The organism is Nitrospira sp. ND1 (genome assembly GCF_900170025.1).
Lineage (GTDB): Bacteria > Nitrospirota > Nitrospiria > Nitrospirales > Nitrospiraceae > Nitrospira_A.
This window is the reverse complement of the sequence record NZ_FWEX01000006.1, coordinates 1,857,412-1,873,916: the sequence shown is the minus strand read 5'-3', so window position 1 is coordinate 1,873,916 and position 16,505 is coordinate 1,857,412. Positions and strand designations below refer to the sequence as shown.

Below are 16,505 nucleotides of genomic sequence, written 5' to 3'. Positions count from 1 at the left end.
TGTGGCTGACGCCTGAAGGAACTCGACATGCCGGATGCGACATGGACTGAGATCGGTTCGGTCGATGAACTCAAGCAGCGCCCCCTCCAGCAGATCGTCTGCGGCCAGACAACGCTCGCATTGAGTTATAAGGACGGCCGGTTCGCGGCGATTTCAGGGGTCTGCAATCATATCGGCGGGCCGCTGGGTGAGGGACGGCTCGACGGCGACTACGTCGTCTGTCCCTGGCATTACTGGAAGTTTCACCATCGCACCGGCCGGGGCGAGCCTGGATATGAAGGTGATCAGGTTGCGACCTATGCCGTGAAGGTAGAGGATGGGCGCGTCTTTGCCGATCTGACTCCGGTCACGAAGAGACAGAAGCTCCCGAAACCATCGCACCCGCTGGCGCGCCCGATCGTTCGAGCCGACGGTCCCATTCGTGTACTGGGCATCGCCACGACGGCGATGACGGCGGACCAGCCGCGCTTCAGCGCCTCCGATGCCCTGCTGGAGGAGGCACTCGCGTATGCGCGCGAACGCCTGCAGCTCGACACGCAACTGATCAAGCTACGGGACCTCTCGTTCCGGGCCTGTGAAGGGTTTTATTCCAAGTCGGCGGAAGCCTGCACCTGGCCCTGTTCGATTACGCAGATGGATCCGACCGATCAAATGGACCGGGTGTACGAAGCCGTGGTGCATTGGGCGGATGTGATTCTGGTATCCACCCCGATCCGATGGGGCGGAGCCAGCAGTCTCTATTACAAAATGGTCGAACGGATGAACTGCATTCAAAACCAGGAGACGATCGCCAACCGGCACCTGCTCAAAAATAAAGTCGCCGCGTTCATCATCATGGGTGGACAGGACAATGTCCAGGGTGTCGCCGGTCAACTGATGACCTTCTTCGCGGAAGTCGGTTGCCAGTTCCCGCAGTTTCCGTTTATCGCCCATTCGCGCGGATGGAGCGCGGAGGACATGGAGCGGAACAACAGCGAGGTGCAGAACAGCCGGGAGTTGCGCGAGGGGGCTCAGGCGCTCGTCGCCCGCGCGGCGGAGATGGCGCGGCTCATGGTGGAGGGGCAGCTGGCGATGCAGCCGCTCACGCGGGGTGGCCGCAAGGCGCATCAACTGGATAGTGAACCGACGGGATAAGCAGGGCGGATTCGCAAGGAGGCGGGATCATGTCAGGTCAGGATCACATGCGCACACACCTGGGCAATCTGTCGCGGTCATTGTTGCGTCTGCACAAGGCGTTGCTGGACAGCGAACGGGTCTCCTATGAGCGCGTGCATGGGCGGATAGAGACGAATGGCGCATTCTTTCAGCTGGTGTTGGGCGACGCGTGGTTCGCCTGGTTGCGCCCGCTGTCTCAATTGATGGTGAAGATCGATGAGCTGTCCGAGGAAGAGAAGATCGAGGACCGGACGGAGATGACCCTGGCAATCGACTCGGTGCGGACCATGTTGACGCCGTCCGAAGAAGGGAATGGATTCGGCCGGCATTATTACGATGCGTTGCAGCGCGAGCCGGATGTGGTGCTGGCGCATGCGGCAGTCAGGGCGCTGCTCCGGACATCGTCGCCCGGGAAGGAGTCGATCACATGAAAGCGCACTACCTCGGCCATGTCGTGTTCTATGTGAAAGATCTTGGACGGTCGCTGGCATTTTATCGCGATCTGCTTGGATTCCAGGAAGTGGGGAGAATTTTCAATGGCGCTGCGGCGGCGCTCACATCCGGCCGCACGCACCATGAGCTGCTGCTGATTCAAGTGGGCGATGCGCCGGGTCCTCCATCCGGGCGACGTCGAGGCCTCTATCATATCGGCATCAAAGTCGGCGACAGCCTCGATGAGCTGAGGGCGGCGAAGCGGGAGTTGGAATCCGCCGGCGTCTCCATCGACGGGATGAGTGACCACACGGTGAGTCAGAGTTTGTACTTGCGGGATCCGGACGGCAATGAGGTCGAGCTGTACGTGGATGCGGACGAAGCCTTGTGGAAAAACAATCCGTCGGCCGTCCTTGCGCCCATCAAGCCGCTGTCGCTCTAGCAGGATGCGGAAAAAGACCGCGAGCGGCGTTCTCGCATCGCTTCGCGGCTCACCGTACCGCACGAGTACGATTCGCCTCTTCGCTCGCTGCGGCCTTGCTGGACGGCCATTTTGCGCATCCTGCGGGTGATTCTGATACCGACACGGCGCACGAGTTGATCATAACGTCTTGCGCAACATTCGAGTGTTTCCGCAGCTTGCTAGGCCTGGCCAAGACCTGCCGGGCTGGATCACCTGTGTCCCTTTCTGCGGCAGGACGCAGGTGGAAGCTGGCGCATTTCTCCTCAACGGTGCCGATACTCGTTGTGCCGCAAGTGGCAGAGCGAGCCCTTCGCCTGCTGGAGATGGCAGGAGATTTGCCTCTGATGCGTGTAAGTGATCGGAGCCCGGCGGTGCAAGAATGTGTGCGGAAGTGAAATCATTCGGTTAAACAGGAGGGCAGACCATGGAAGAACCAGTCATTGCAGCGAAGCAGCCGGCCGTGTTGGAGTTGGAAGCAGGCACGCACTATTGGTGCCGGTGCGGGCGCTCGAAGAAGCAACCGTTTTGTGATGGCTCTCACAAGGGAACCAGTTTCACGCCCATGGAGTTCACGACAACCGAAAAGAAAACCGTGGCCTTGTGCCAGTGTAAGCACACCAAGAATCCTCCGTTTTGCGACGGGACCCACAAATCGCTCTGAGTCCCCGGTTGACCGGCGTGCAGCGTGTGACACAAGAGGTGAAGCATGGGTGAGGCGGCGAGCGAGAACGGGTATTCGATCACGCTGACAGAGCGGCGGCTGGTGGCGGAAGGGACGATGGCGTTCTACTTCGACAAGCCGACGCAGTTTGCCTTCACGCCGGGTCAGTTTGTCGACCTGACGCTGCCCCAGCCCTCTGAGACCGATGCGGCGGGCTACACCAGGGCCTTTTCCATCGCGAGCGCACCGCAGGAATCGACCCTGATGGTGGCCACCCGGCTCCGCGATACCGCCTTCAAGCGCGAACTGCAACGTATGCCGCTCGGCTCAACCGTCCGGATGGAAGGGCCGTTCGGAAAATTGGTGCTGCATGCCGACCAGACCCGCCCCGCCGTGTTTCTGGCCGGCGGGATCGGGATCACACCATTCCGCAGCATGGTGGTGCAGGCGGCGATGCAACGGTCGCCGCACCCCATGGTGCTCTTCTACTCCAACCGGCGACCGGAGGATGCGCCGTTCCTGGATGAGCTGCAAGCCTTGCAGGACAAGAATCCTCACTATCGCTTTGTGGGCACCATGACCGAACCCGCGAAATCTTCCCGTCCCTGGCAGGGCGAGACGGGGTATCTCAACGCGGCTCTGCTCTCCAAACATCTCGTGAACGTGGAGAAGCCGATCTACTACGTGGTCGGCCCGCCGGGTATGGTCGGCGCGTTGCGCACGATGTTGAAAGGCGCCGACATCGACGACAGCGATATTCGCACCGAAACATTTGCGGGCTACTAAGTCGGTCAGTTCGTACGGCCTCTGATCAGAACGGACCATGCAGTCGTTGAGTCACGCTGAGGTGGAAGGCATACTAACCCCGATGGACGACCGGTTACCCCAAGGGACCATTCAGGTAGACAGTGCGCGATATGGCGCTCTGCTGCAGGTGGTGGAAGCCATTGCGAGCCATGCTGACTTGCAGGGGTTGGTGCAGGATCTCGCCCGCCTGCTGCCGCTGCTTGTGCCCGTCAACTTTGTCGGCCTCTCCCTCTACGATGCGCAACGCGACATGATGCGGCTTCATGTGTTGCGAGCGAACGTCCCGGCCGACATTATCGGCGGTCAGGAATCTCATCCCTCCGACACGCCGGCCGGTCTGGTGTGGCAGACTCAGCAGCCGGTCATCCTGAGCGATCTGGCTGAAGAACATCGGTGGCCGAAGCTCATCGCGTTGATGCGCGAGGATGCCGTGCAGTCCTGCTGTCTGGTGCCCCTGACCTCCGCCGTTCGCCAATTGGGCGCGTTGGCATTTTCAAGCCTGGAGAAAGATGCGTACAGAGTCTCTGATCTTGAACTGATGCAACAGATCGGCCGGCAGGTGGCCGTGGCCGTTGAAAATGTGCTCAACCGCGAAGCGGCGGCGGCGGCCAGGCAAGATGTGGAACGGCAGCGGGATCGATTCAGTCTACTGCTTCGCATGACCAATACGATGGTGTCCAAACTCGATCTGCAGGATGTATTCAGCGCAGTGAGTCTCTGTCTGCGCGAGATGGTGCCGCAAGAGTATGCCAGCCTGATTCTGTGCGACGGCAAGAACGGCCGCGTCCGCCTCCATGCCTTGGATTTTCCTGAAAACCAGGGCGCGTTGACCGAGGGGGCAGTGTCCGATGTTGCCGGTTCTCTGGCCGGCCTGGCGTTGGAGCGGAGGCGCCCCGCGGTCGCCAACAATCGGCCTGACCTGAAGGCGTTTTCGCACGCCGTGCCTCAGCTGCTGGTCATGAAAGGCTTCCACTCCATGTGCTCCTTGCCCCTGTTGTCGCATGACCGCGTGATCGGTTGTCTCAATCTGGCCAGTCGGCAGGAGCAGGCGTTCGGCGAACAGGACGTCGAGTTTCTGAGTCAGGTGGCCGGACAGATCGCCCTCGCGGTGGACAATGCCCTGGCCTATCAGGAGATCACCGAACTCAAAGATCGACTGACCAAAGAGAAGTTGTATCTGGAAGAAGAAATTCGCCTTGAGCACAAGTTCGACGACATCATCGGCGACAGTCGCGTGCTGAAGCAGGTATTGGGGCAAGTCGAAATCGTGGCGCCGACCCAGGCGACCGTGTTGATTCAGGGCGAAACCGGCACGGGGAAAGAACTGATTGCCAGGGCGATTCACCGGCTCAGCGGACGGAACCAGCGGACCTTCGTGAAGCTCAACTGCGCCGCGATTCCGACCGGGCTGCTGGAAAGTGAGCTGTTCGGGCATGAACGGGGGGCATTCACCGGGGCCATTGCCCAGAAAGTCGGCCGGTTCGAATTGGCGCACGGCGGGACGATCTTTCTGGATGAGGTGGGAGAAATCCCGTTAGAGCTGCAGTCCAAGCTGCTCCGTGTCCTTCAGGAACAGGAATTCGAACGGCTCGGCAGCACACGCACCGTGCACGTGGATATCCGGCTGATCGCGGCCACGAACCGGGATCTGGCCACGCTGGTGGAGGACCGTGAGTTCCGAAGCGATTTGTACTACCGGCTGAACGTGTTTCCGATTACCTTGCCGCCGCTCCGTGAGCGTCGTGAGGATATTCCGGTGCTTGTGCGCTATTTCACGCAGCATTATGCGGCCCGCATGAAGAAGCACATCGAAACGATTCCCGGGCCGACGTTGGAGGCCCTCTCCCGCTATCACTGGCCGGGGAACATCCGGGAGCTGGAGAACCTGGTCGAGCGCGCGGTCATTCTGACCCAGGGAACCCACTTGCAGGTGCCGCTCTTGGAACTCAAAATTGAGGCGCGGCAGCCTCCGGCGCCGAGCCCTACCCTGCAGGAGGCGGAACGCGAGCAGGTCCTGCGGGTCTTGCGCGACACGCATTGGGTGATCGGCGGGCCGGATGGGGCTGCCGCTCGCTTGGGCCTCAAGCGCACCACCCTCACCTCGAAAATCAAAAAACTGGGCCTCTCTCGCCCTAGGGAATAATGGTCGGGTCCCCTACCATGTCACATCCGACTCCTGATTCAATGTGAGGGGAGGAGTCGCTCGTATATCACACCAATCACCAAGGAGGGCAGCATGAGGATGCACAGCACAGTCAGGGCGGCGATCGGGACGCTGGTCATTGCCGGGGCGCTTGTCGGTGCCGGTTGTCACCGACACCATACGCCGACGGAGCGAGCCGACTGGATGACGGGCAAGATCGCTAAACATCTGGACTTGGATGAACAACAGAAGGCCAAGCTGGCCGCCGTGAAGGACGAAGCGATGGCCGTACGCGCGGAGTCGGAGAAGGAGCGCAAGGCGACCATGGAAGAGGTCATCGCTCAGGTCCAGAGTGACCGGCTGGATCAGGCCAAACTGGCCCGGCTGTTTGAGCAGCACCAGGCGGGACAGACCCGCCTGATGCAGCGCGTGTTGCCCAAATTGGCGGAATGGCATGCGACCTTGCGGCCTGAACAGAAGGCCGAAGCCGTGGAGCACCTTCGCAAGTGGATGGACCGGTACGGAGACCACTGAGTCGTGACCCTTCGGACCTCGACCATTGCGGCGGCCGTCCTCGCGTCGGTGCTGATCGCCGGATACGTGATCCTCGATCGGCTGGTGTGGCAGGACGGCCTCCCAGAGGGACTGATCCAGGCCAATGGGCGGATTGAAGGAGACCACGTCACCGTTTCCAGCAAGTTTCCCGGGCGCATCGTAGACCTGGCGGCGCGCGAAGGGAGCCAGGTTCACAAAGGCCACGTGCTGATCCGGCTGGACGACGCCCAAACGAGAGCGAAGGTCGATCAGGCGGCACGGCTGGTGGACAGCATGATGGCGCAGGTGGAAGCGGCCCATACCGCGCTTGCGGTCCTGAACCTCGAAGTGCCTCTGAGCATCGAAGCAGTGGCCGCCAAAGTCGCAAGCATGCGCGCCGTCATCCGGAAGGCACAGGCGGTCGAATATGAAGCCCGCCGGGACACCGACCGCATCCGAGCCCTGCTTCCCGAGCAGGCGGTGTCGCAGCAGCAGGTGGATCAGGCTGAGGCGCGCTGGAAGGTGGCTGTCACGGAGATTGCCGTGGCGAAAGCCGCCCTTGACCAAGCAAGCAAGGAACTCGCGCAGGCCGAATTGGGGTGGGGACGAATACGATCGAAAGAAGCGGAGGTCGCGGCGCTCGAACGGCAACGCGACCAAGCAGATGCGACGTTCGCGGAGGCCCGTAGCATACTCGACGATCTGACGATCGTGGCTCCGACGAACGGCACGGTGACCACTCGGATGGTGGACGTCGGAGAGGTCGTGGCAACCGGCGCGCCCCTGCTCGAATTGGTGGATCTCGACCGCCTCTACCTGCAGGTCTATGTTCCGGAACTCCAAATCGGTAAAGTCCGCCTCGATTTGCCCGCCCGCATCCATACGGACGCGTTTTCCGACCGGTCGTTCGAGGCGACGGTCCGGTACATCGCTTCGAAAGCGGAATTCACGCCGAAAGAAGTCCAGACTCCGGACGAACGGGTCAAGCTGATCTATGCCGTTCGGCTCTATCTCACCGAGAATCCTGACCATCGGCTGACGCCGGGTCTGCCGGCGGACGCGGTGATCCGCTGGAAGGACGACGTGGCCTGGTCGAAACCTCGATGACGAAGCCCGCTGCCTCGTCACCGGAGGTGGTTGTCCGTGTGTCCGGCTTCGTCAAGTGTTACAAGCAGCATCTTGCGGTCGACCGCCTGGACCTCACCGTGAAGAGGGGTGAAATCTATGGCCTCATCGGACCGGATGGTGCGGGCAAGAGCAGTGTGATGAAAGCGATCGCCGGGGTGTTGCGATACGACGGGGGATCCGCCGAAGTGTTCGGGACCCTCGTGGATTCCGAGCGGGCGGCGGAACGGGTGAAATCGCGGATCGGATTTCTCCCGCAAGGACTGGGGCTGAACCTCTACCCCGAGCTCTCCGTTGAAGAAAACATCGACTTCTTTGCCAGGCTGCGGCTGGTCCCGGAGCCTAAGCTTCGCGCGCGCAAGTCCCGGCTGTTGGCGATCACCCGCCTGGATCGCTTCCGCAGCCGGCTGATGAAACAGCTCTCGGGCGGAATGAAGCAAAAGCTCGGCTTGATCTGTACGCTGATCCATGAGCCGGAGCTGGCCATTCTGGACGAGCCGACGACCGGTGTCGATCCTGTCTCCCGGCGGGACTTCTGGGCCATTCTCGCCGAATGGCAGGCGGACAAGGGCATGACCGCGCTGGTGTCGACCGCCTACATGGACGAAGCGGCCCGCTTTCACCGGCTCTCGTTTCTCTCTCATGGACGGGTGCTGGCATCGGGCACTCCTGCAGAAGTCCACTCACTGATCCCGGGCCTTGTCGTCACCTTCGAATCGAGCCCGCAACTGGAAGCGGTTGCCCGGCTGAAGCGCCGGTATGCCCAAGTCGAATCCCTGGGCCCCTCGCTGCACGTGTTCACCGCAGAACGGGAGCCGGAAGCCGCCGTCGCGGGGATCCGGCAGGCGCTGGACAATTTACCGCTCGAGCACGTCCACACGGATGAGCCGGAGCTGGAAGATGTCGTGGTGGCGCTGCTGTTGAAGGAGCGAGAAGAACAACCGGCAGAGTCGGCAGGATCGGACCACTCCTGTCACCCCACGGGCAGGCAGCTGCTCGACGGACTGGCCGTCGAGGCCAAGGAGCTCATTCGGGACTTCGGTTCGTTTCGAGCCGTGGATCGGGTCAGCTTTGACATGAAGCAGGGTGAAATCTTCGGGTTGCTGGGCGCGAACGGGGCGGGCAAGACGACCGTCATCAAGATGCTGACCGGAATTGTGCCTCCGACGGCCGGTGAGGGCCGTGTAGCCGGCGCGGATATGCGCACGGCGGGCGGTGCCATCAAGGAGCGCATCGGCTACATGTCGCAGGCGTTCTCCCTCTATCTGGATCTAACCGTCATCGAGAATATTCGACTCTTTGCCGGTATCTACGGGTTGGCTCGGCGAGAGGCGCAGCAACGGATGGAGTGGATCGTGGAGATGGCCGGCCTGACCGGCTACGAGGATGATCGGACGGGGCGCCTTCCCATGGGTGTGCGGCAACGTCTGGCGTTGGGTTGCGCACTCGTTCACAGCCCACGCGTGTTGTTTTTGGATGAACCGACGTCAGGAGTGGACCCCATCGGCCGTCGGCGTTTCTGGGAGCTGCTGTCACGGTTGGCACGCGAGGAAGGAGTCGCGATTCTCATTACCACGCACTACCTCAGCGAAGCGGAGCATTGCGATCGGCTGGCCCTCATGTATGCCGGACGCATCGTGGCTGAGGGGACGCCGGCACACCTGAAAAAACAGGTCGAGCGGGACATCGGGCAACTCGTGGAGATGGTCGTCGACAAGCCGGGGATCGCCCTCGCGCACGTAGTGGCAGCCGGGTTCGCCGGCGCGGCGCTCTTCGGCACCAAGATCCATGTGCTCTCGCGTGATCCGGGTCGCGACGAGGGACGTCTTCGGGATGTCCTGGCCCGCTCCGGGATTGCGGTTGGATCGGTGCGGACGCGGATGCTCAGCTTGGAGGACGTCTTTGTGTCACGGGTGATGGCACTGGAACAGGCGGCGCAAAAGGAGGTGTCAGCCTGAATCTGCAACGAATCAGCGCCGTGGCGCTCAAAGAATGGAAGGAGACCACCAGAGACCGGCTGTTCTTGCTGTTGGCCTTTTTGTTGCCGGCCCTATGGTTGGTGGTATTCGGGTACGGGTTGAATCTGGATGTCGAAAACATTCCGTTCGCGGTCCTGGATCGGGATCGGAGCGAGTTGAGTCGGGATTATCTCCACCGGTTCATGCAATCGCGATATTTTTCGTTTCAGGGGTATGCCGATGATGAACGTGCCCTTGATCGCCTGTTGACCGAGACGAAGATCCGGGCAGCCATCATCGTTCCCGAGCGGTTCCAGGAGCAGTTGGCGGCGGGGGAACCGGCCTCCGTGCAGACCTTGCTCGACGGGACCTTTCCTCTCCATACGGATATCGCCAAAGGTTATGTCATTGCCATCAACCAGGCGTTCACCGAGGAGCGACTGATCGAGTACCTGCGCCGAACCCGTGGTCTCACCCAGGAGCAGGCCGATGCGCTGGTGCGTCCGCTGACCGTCGAGGTGCGCTATCTGTACAACGAAGAAGTCCGGAGTACCTGGTCCATGGTGCCGGCGCTGGTCATGTTCACGCTGATGCTCGCCTCGCCCCTGCTGACGGCGCTGGGGGTCGTGCGGGAGAAAGAAACGGGTTCGATTTACAATATCTATAGCTCCACCGTGAGCCGCGCCGAATTCCTGACCGGCAAGCTGCTTCCCTATATCGTCATCTCACTCGTGAACGTCTGCGTGTTATGGCTGATGGCCGTCGGCCTCTTTCAGGTGCCCTTTAAGGGAAGCTTCCTCCTGTTCTTTTCGGCGTCGGTGCTGTTCGTGTGCTGTACCACGGGGATCGGCCTGCTGATTTCTCTGCTGGTGCAGACGCAAATGGCGGCGCTGATTATCACGATGGTCGTGGCGATGATCCCGACCATTCTCTTTTCCGGTCTCTTGGTGCCGGTGGCCTCGTTAACTCGAGGCGCGAAGGTGCAGGCGCATCTGTACCCCGCCATGTATTACACCAACATCGTGCGTGGAAGTTTTCTGAAGGGTGTGGGCGCGGACGTGCTGTGGACCGACCTGCTGGCGCTGGCGATGTTTGCCGTCGCGTTGAGCGGGCTTACGTATCGGCTCTTCACCAAGAGGCCGAAGACATGAGGGGTGAGGCATGACGGCCAGGCAGCAGGCAGTCACGTGGGGGCGGCGGCTCGCGGCGATGACGTGGAAGGAAATCTTGCAACTGTCGCGCGATGTGCCACTGTTGTTGTTTCTGTTGTATTCGTTTTCACTCTCGGTGGTGGTCAGCGGAGCCGGGATCACGATGCAGCTGACCAATGCGGAGTTGCTGGTGCACGATGCGGATCATAGTCACTCGTCTCGTGAACTTATCCATCGGTTTCAGCCCCCCTATTTCAAATTCGCCGGGGAGATCAGCGATCCTCGCGAGGGGCTCCGGCAACTGGACCAGGGCAGAGTGATGGCGCTGTTGGAGATTCCGCCACGATTTCACGAGGCCTTGATGAGCGGGGAACGGACGGCGGTGCAACTCCTCGTCGATACCACCAATGCCCCCCAGGGTCTCTCGGCAGCCGGGTATAGCGTGCGAATCGCCGGCCTGTTCGGGACCGAGACGGGCTTGGCCTCGGCGGGTCTTTCCGGAGCAGAGGGAGCCTTACCACGGGTCTCCAGCGCCCATCGCGTCTGGTTCAATCCCACCCAGGATGAACGATGGTTTCAGTCCATCGCACATGTGTTACGCATGACGACCATCTTTGCGGTGTTGTTGCCGGCTGCTGCGCTGGTCCGTGAAAAAGAACGAGGCACGGTGGAACAGTTGCTGGTGTCGCCGCTGTCCCCCTTTCAGATCATGTTTTCGAAGGTGCTCGCGATGTCCGGGGTCATCCTCATCGCGCTCAGTCTCGCCCTGTACGGCGTGTTGCACCCCGTCTTTCACGTGCCGATGAAAGGTTCGACCGGGCTCTTTTTTCTGCTGACCACCTTGCATGTGTTCACGACGGCCGGATTCGGATTGGTGGCGGCGACCATTGCGAAGAACCAGGCGCAAGTGGGCATGATGACGCTCTTCGTCGTGGGCCCGATGCTGTTGTTGTCGGGCATCACCTCGCCGTACGAATCGATGCCTCAGTGGGTGCAGACGGTTATGACGTTCTCCCCTTTGCGGTACTACATCGACATCACCTACGGCGTGATGCTGAAGGGAGCAGGCCTGGACCTGCTCTGGAAGCCCGTCGTCGCCATGCTCCTATTGGGAGGAGCGTTGTTCGGGTTTGGAATGTGGCGATTCCGACGGCAATTCCAATGAACCAATACCCCCGCCACCCGCGTGCCACTTTCTGACAGTCGGGTGCGATGGATCGGATGGATGTGAAGCATAGACCGATCACAGAGGGGGCGAACGGTCGAGAGCGCAACACAATCACCAACCACTGGAAGACAACAGGGCGGCTGTGGTTCATCCATCGCTCGGCCTGCCCTTCATGGAGGCATCTTATGCACACGCTGTTGGTCATGGTCATGCTGAGTCTGCTCATGATGGTCGCTCCTGCCCAGGCGGACACGCCGGGTGCGTGGAGCAAAGGTGCGCCGTTCCCGGAGCCGTCCGAAGAGTTGGTCGGCCTGTCGACCGGCGGAAAATTCTACGTGTTCGGTGGACTCGGGCCCGGCTGGATCCCCCAAGGCCTTGTGTACGAATACGCTCCGTCGGCTAACAAATGGACCAAGAACAAGCCGATGGCGCTGCCGGCGCATCATGTGGCGTTCACTGAACTCAACGGAAAGTTCTACGCCTTCGGCGGCTTTGTGCCGCCACAGTCGGGACCTCCGGCGTGGGTGCCGATCAACAACGCCTGGGAGTATGACCCGGCCCACGACAGTTGGAAGGCCTTGGCGGCCATGCCATCAGCACGCGGGTCAGCTGTTGCGGCGACGGTCAACGGGAAGATCTATGTGATCGGTGGCGCAGCGATGCATCCTGGTTCCAAGGAAGCCGCTCTCTATCCGACGCGACCCCATCGGTCGGTGGGCACCGTAGAAGAATATGATCCCAAGACCAACAGCTGGTCCGAACGCTCGTCTATGCCGACAGCCCGCAACCACGCCGCCGTCGGTGCCGTAAACAACAAGATCTACGTCATCGGCGGCCGCCTGGGAAGCGCCTTCATTTTCACCGCCAGCAACACCAATGTGGTCGAGGAATACGATCCGGCGACCGATCAGTGGGGTCTGGTCAGGGCCCGCATGCCCACCGAGCGGAGCGGAGGTGCCTGGGGGGTCTACAACGGGCGCATCTACGTGGCTGGTGGAGAACATCAGGACGGACATCTCATGGCCGCATTCCGCGCATTGGAAGCGTACGATCCGGCGACGAACAGCTGGTCCGAGCTTCCGATGATGCCGATGCCCAGGCACGGCTTGGCCGGTGCGGTTGTGGGCCACCGGTTGCATCTGGCGAGTGGGGATATTCAATCTGCCGGCATTACCGGGATGCATGTCGTGACCGACGCGCACGACATCTTCGAGTTCAGCGATCGATGAGCCCCATCCTCTAGCCGACCGACCAACCGTCTCTGCGTCATGGGTCCCATGGCGCAGAGGCGCGACAACCTACGACCCCAAAAATCCCGAAGCGAAGTCCTCGATCTGTTCTCTGCCCTCCCTGACGATCTCCTTCGTCACCTGGCGAACCCTCGTCACCGTCGCATCGTCACTCAATGACTCATGCGGATGCGGCCTGTTGGTGATCGACAAGGTTTGCCCGTTGTTTCAATTGGTTACAGATATCGACAGCACAGGCAGCGAGGTGGAATGACCTTTGCCATTACCTGAAGTAGCGCTGCATGAGGGATTAGGAGGTGAGGCCATGAAAGACATGACGCTGTGGGGATGGTGGTACGGAATGCTCGTGACCCTGCCGCTCTTCGTGGCAGGGCTGTTCCTGAAAGATCGAATGGCGAGTGCGGTTCCGCAATGGGTGCGGAGCCACCGACGGTAATTCATATCAAGGAGGTGTGACATGTACAGCTTTTTCAGAACGGATGAGTCCTGGGCGGGTTTGATTCTTCGAGTGGTGTTGGGTGGAGTGATCTTCGCCCACGGTGCCCAAAAATTGTTGGGCTGGTTCGGTGGGAATGGCTTCGACGGCACGATGGGCTTCTTTACCAATGTCATGCACTTGCCATGGATCGTGGCGTTCCTGGTCATCATCGGCGAATCCATCGGGAGTCTGGCCCTGATTGCCGGATTGCTGACGCGCTTCACGGCGGCCAGCTTCATTGTGATTATGCTCGGCGCGATCATGACGGTGCACTTGCCGCAGGGGTTCTTCATGAACTGGTTTGGGCAGCAGCAAGGTGAGGGTTTTGAGTTCCATCTCCTGGTGATCGCCATGAGCCTTGTGCTGCTGGTCGTCGGTGGCGGCAAGTGGTCGCTGGACGCCGTAATCGCCCGGTGGCTTGGTGAGGAATCCCCGGCTCTCAAGGCGCGGGAAGCGAGTTTCGCTCTGCGCACGTTCTGAGCGTCATGGTGGGGCCGGGCATCGGCCCGGCCGGACTCAAGGGACGAAGGGGTCCACGATCATGCTGAAGATTACGGTGTCGAATACGAACCCGGGAACCACCTTCGTTCTTTCCGGGCGGTTGGCGGGTCCCTGGGTCCGGGAGCTGCGGGATTGTTGGTTGAAGCAGGAGTTCGACGGGCCGGTCCCATGCCACGTCGATCTCCGGGAAGTGACCTTTATCGATGAGGCGGGCACGACGCTTCTGTCCCAGATGTACCGCATGGGGGTCACGATTCAGGCATCAGGCTGCCTGACCAGGGCCATCGTACAGAATTTAGGCAAGACAGGCGTTCACAATCACGGATGAAAGGAGTCAAACGATGACACGCACAATGGTTATTCTCGGTTCAATGGTTCTCAGCTTGTCGATGGCGGTGCCCTATGGATTCGCCGCCGAAGGCGGGGGCAAGAAGGCCACGCACATGAAGGTCAGCGGGGTCGTGTCGAATGTGCAGTCAGGCATCACCACCGTGAAGACCCCCTGGGGGACGATGAAAATCGCGTCGACGCTCACGCCCAAGAACCTTGAGGTCGGGGAAGAAGTGGACATGCAGGTCAATGAAAACAATGCCGTGATCGATGTCCATCGCAAGGGAGACAAGGCCCATTCCCATCGCTTCGTGACCGGCAACCTGGCCTATACCTCGCCGGATAAGAAAGAAATCAAAGTGTGGACGCCGGAAGGAGAGAAGGCCATCGATGTGCAAACCGGAAAGTCCAAGTTGTCCGCCTTGGAAGAAGGGGCACCGGTGACCATCGAGTTGAACGAAGCGGGCAAGATGATCGACATCCATCGCTTCACGGTCGAGATGAGCTTTGACGAGCACCCGCGCACGAAGCCCGGTTATGTCATTCAGGTGGACGGCACGGTCGTCAAGTTTGATGCGAGCCTGGCCTACGTGAAGACGCCGGCCGGACAGTACACGCTCTTGAAGAAGTATGCCCCGGCCGATGCAGCGGTCGGCGATCACGTGTCCCTCTGGATCAATGAAGAGGGCATGGTGATCGATGTGCATGGAAAAGATAAGGCCAAGGCCGGGACCCATCGGCTGATCTTCGGCAAGTTGATCCGTACGGGGCCCAACAAGAATCAGATCAAGCTCGCCACGCCGGAGGGGGAGAAAGTGTTCCCGCTGGAGCGGATGGAAATCAAGACCAAGCCGATCGCCGACGGAGACAATATTGTCGTCGAGCTGAACGAAGAAGGAACTGTGATCGATCTGCGGAAGGCGCAATAACCTGAATGGGTCTGGCGGGTGCCCTGCTCCCGCCAGGCCGCAGGTGGGTCGCGATCAAACCCTGCGTCTGAACAAGTGTCAGATGAAGGTGGAAGTCAAAATCGAACATATTCAAGGAGGCATGCCATGCCGGTTACGTTGATCAATGTGTTTTCAGTCCCTCATACCAAAGAAGCGGAATTTGTGCAGTGGTGGCAGGAGGTCAAGGAGCACATCACGAAGCAGGAGGGGTTCATCAGCGGAAAATTCCATACAAGCATCAAGCCGGACAGCAAATTTAACTACATCAACGTAGCGCTCTGGGAGAACGAAGAGGTGTACTGGAAGGCCTACGAAAAGAGCGTCACGCCGATGAAGGCCAAGCTCGGGGAACTGGGGGTTGAAATGACTCCGGCGCTCTATCGCGTCGCCTTCGAGTACTGAGTGCGTGAGATCACACCAAAGGGAGGGCCGTATGAGTATGCAAAACACATTCAGGGTGGTCGTCGGAACGCTGGTCCTGGCCGGAGCGCTTGTCGGTGCCGGGTGCCATCGTCACCATACGCCGTCGGAGCGCGCTGACTGGATGACGGGCAAGATTGCGAAACACTTGGACCTGGATGACCAGCAGAAGGCGAAGCTGGCCGTCGTGAAAGACGAAGTGATCGCTGCCCGGGCCGAGTCACAACAAGAGCACCGGGTCATCATGGAGGATGTGATCGCGCAGGTCCAGAGTGATCGGTTGGATCAGTCCAAGGTGGCCCAATTGTTTGAGCGGCACCAGGCAGGACAGACCCGCTTGATGCAGCGCGTGTTGCCGAAGGTGGCCGAGTGGCATGCGACCCTGCGGCAGGATCAGAAGGCAGAAGCCGTGGAGCACCTTCGCAAGTGGATGGAACGCTACGGAGAGCACTAAGCGATGAGTCGAACTGACGATCACCATCGAGGGACAAGCGCGCTGGTGATGAATACTGAGCGGTCAATGGACGATCGCCAGAGCCCAACCAAGGAGGGTGCGATGCGACACATGAAGGGATTTTTCGCCACGTTGTTCACGGCCGGCCTGATTTTTTCGGCCAGTCCCCTATTCGCCGAGGTCGATGACGGATCACACATCACAAGCACCTCGCCGAAAGACGGGGCACAAGTGGGAGAGACCTTCGAGCTCACCTATGAACTCACCAAAGGTTCCAAGGCGGCTCATGGGCATGTGTATCTGGACGGCGAACCGCAGAAGAAGTTTCCCGGCACATTCAAAGGTCTCAACAAGGGCAAACATGAGATCAAGGTCCAAGCCGCAACCCATGACCACGACCATTTGGCCGCGACCGATACGATCACGGTAGAGGTGCAATAACGGCAGCTCGGAGCGGGGAGGTCTCGGCCTCCCCGCCCCCATTCTGCAGATGCCGAATCGGAATGGATTTGTTCGGGACCTGCG

The 16,505-nt window shown here is 60.4% G+C and carries 19 protein-coding genes; all 19 read left to right on the top strand.

Going from position 1 to position 16,505, the window contains the following annotated elements:
* The first annotated feature begins 27 nt into the window (after positions 1 to 27).
* Positions 28 to 1,134 (top strand): Rieske 2Fe-2S domain-containing protein, encoded by a 1,107-nt coding sequence (locus tag NSND_RS13535; protein WP_080879503.1) that lies wholly within the window; start codon positions 28 to 30, stop codon positions 1,132 to 1,134.
* Between the two features lie 29 nt (positions 1,135 to 1,163).
* Positions 1,164 to 1,586 (top strand): hypothetical protein, encoded by a 423-nt coding sequence (locus tag NSND_RS13530; protein WP_080879502.1) that lies wholly within the window; start codon positions 1,164 to 1,166, stop codon positions 1,584 to 1,586.
* A complete protein-coding gene (locus NSND_RS13525; RefSeq protein ID WP_080879501.1) occupies positions 1,583 to 2,029 on the top strand; it encodes a VOC family protein in 447 nt (148 codons plus the stop codon). Before NSND_RS13530 ends, NSND_RS13525 begins: the two co-directional genes overlap by 4 nt.
* 445 nt (positions 2,030 to 2,474) lie before the next feature.
* A complete protein-coding gene (locus NSND_RS13520) occupies positions 2,475 to 2,711 on the top strand; it encodes a CDGSH iron-sulfur domain-containing protein (protein ID WP_080879500.1) in 237 nt (78 codons plus the stop codon).
* 45 nt (positions 2,712 to 2,756) lie between these two features.
* On the top strand, positions 2,757 to 3,497 hold the full coding sequence (locus tag NSND_RS13515) for a ferredoxin--NADP reductase (protein WP_080879499.1): 741 nt from the start codon (positions 2,757 to 2,759) through the stop codon (positions 3,495 to 3,497).
* A gap of 37 nt (positions 3,498 to 3,534) precedes the next feature.
* Entirely contained in the window at positions 3,535 to 5,661 is a 2,127-nt protein-coding gene (locus tag NSND_RS13510; protein ID WP_235000248.1) for a sigma 54-interacting transcriptional regulator, read from the top strand.
* Positions 5,662 to 5,754: 93 nt separating this feature from the next.
* Positions 5,755 to 6,195 carry a Spy/CpxP family protein refolding chaperone gene (locus NSND_RS13505; RefSeq protein WP_080879497.1) on the top strand — a complete coding sequence of 147 codons (441 nt, stop codon included), beginning with the start codon at positions 5,755 to 5,757 and terminating at the stop codon, positions 6,193 to 6,195.
* A 3-nt stretch (positions 6,196 to 6,198) separates the two neighbouring features.
* Entirely contained in the window at positions 6,199 to 7,302 is a 1,104-nt protein-coding gene (locus NSND_RS13500; protein ID WP_080879496.1) for an HlyD family secretion protein, read from the top strand.
* Complete coding sequence (locus NSND_RS13495; RefSeq protein WP_080879495.1) at positions 7,299 to 9,278, top strand: ATP-binding cassette domain-containing protein; 1,980 nt, start codon at positions 7,299 to 7,301, stop codon at positions 9,276 to 9,278. The genes NSND_RS13500 and NSND_RS13495 overlap by 4 nt, the downstream gene beginning before the upstream one ends.
* Positions 9,279 to 9,298: 20 nt before the next feature.
* Positions 9,299 to 10,429 (top strand): ABC transporter permease, encoded by a 1,131-nt coding sequence (locus NSND_RS13490; RefSeq protein WP_080879494.1) that lies wholly within the window; start codon positions 9,299 to 9,301, stop codon positions 10,427 to 10,429.
* A gap of 10 nt (positions 10,430 to 10,439) precedes the next feature.
* Positions 10,440 to 11,594, top strand: coding sequence for an ABC transporter permease (locus NSND_RS13485; protein WP_080879493.1), 1,155 nt, complete (start codon positions 10,440 to 10,442; stop codon positions 11,592 to 11,594).
* Positions 11,595 to 11,782: 188 nt separating this feature from the next.
* Positions 11,783 to 12,826, top strand: coding sequence for a Kelch repeat-containing protein (locus NSND_RS13480; protein WP_159450781.1), 1,044 nt, complete (start codon positions 11,783 to 11,785; stop codon positions 12,824 to 12,826).
* Positions 12,827 to 13,151: 325 nt separating this feature from the next.
* Positions 13,152 to 13,283, top strand: a complete 132-nt coding sequence (locus tag NSND_RS21850) for a hypothetical protein (protein ID WP_255373878.1) — start codon at positions 13,152 to 13,154, stop codon at positions 13,281 to 13,283.
* Between the two features lie 21 nt (positions 13,284 to 13,304).
* Positions 13,305 to 13,805, top strand: a complete 501-nt coding sequence (locus NSND_RS13475; RefSeq protein WP_080879491.1) for a DoxX family protein — start codon at positions 13,305 to 13,307, stop codon at positions 13,803 to 13,805.
* Positions 13,806 to 13,866: 61 nt separating this feature from the next.
* Positions 13,867 to 14,154, top strand: coding sequence for an STAS domain-containing protein (locus tag NSND_RS13470; RefSeq protein WP_080879490.1), 288 nt, complete (start codon positions 13,867 to 13,869; stop codon positions 14,152 to 14,154).
* A gap of 13 nt (positions 14,155 to 14,167) precedes the next feature.
* Positions 14,168 to 15,085 (top strand): hypothetical protein, encoded by a 918-nt coding sequence (locus NSND_RS13465; RefSeq protein ID WP_080879489.1) that lies wholly within the window; start codon positions 14,168 to 14,170, stop codon positions 15,083 to 15,085.
* A 126-nt stretch (positions 15,086 to 15,211) separates the two neighbouring features.
* Positions 15,212 to 15,508: an antibiotic biosynthesis monooxygenase family protein gene (locus NSND_RS13460; protein WP_080879488.1), complete on the top strand. Its 297-nt coding sequence runs from the start codon at positions 15,212 to 15,214 to the stop codon at positions 15,506 to 15,508.
* 31 nt (positions 15,509 to 15,539) lie between these two features.
* Positions 15,540 to 15,980, top strand: a complete 441-nt coding sequence (locus tag NSND_RS13455; protein ID WP_080879487.1) for a periplasmic heavy metal sensor — start codon at positions 15,540 to 15,542, stop codon at positions 15,978 to 15,980.
* 102 nt (positions 15,981 to 16,082) lie between these two features.
* The gene (locus NSND_RS13450) at positions 16,083 to 16,421 is read left to right on the top strand and encodes a hypothetical protein (protein ID WP_080879486.1); all 339 of its coding nucleotides are present in this window, start codon (positions 16,083 to 16,085) and stop codon (positions 16,419 to 16,421) included.
* Positions 16,422 to 16,505 lie beyond the last annotated feature (84 nt).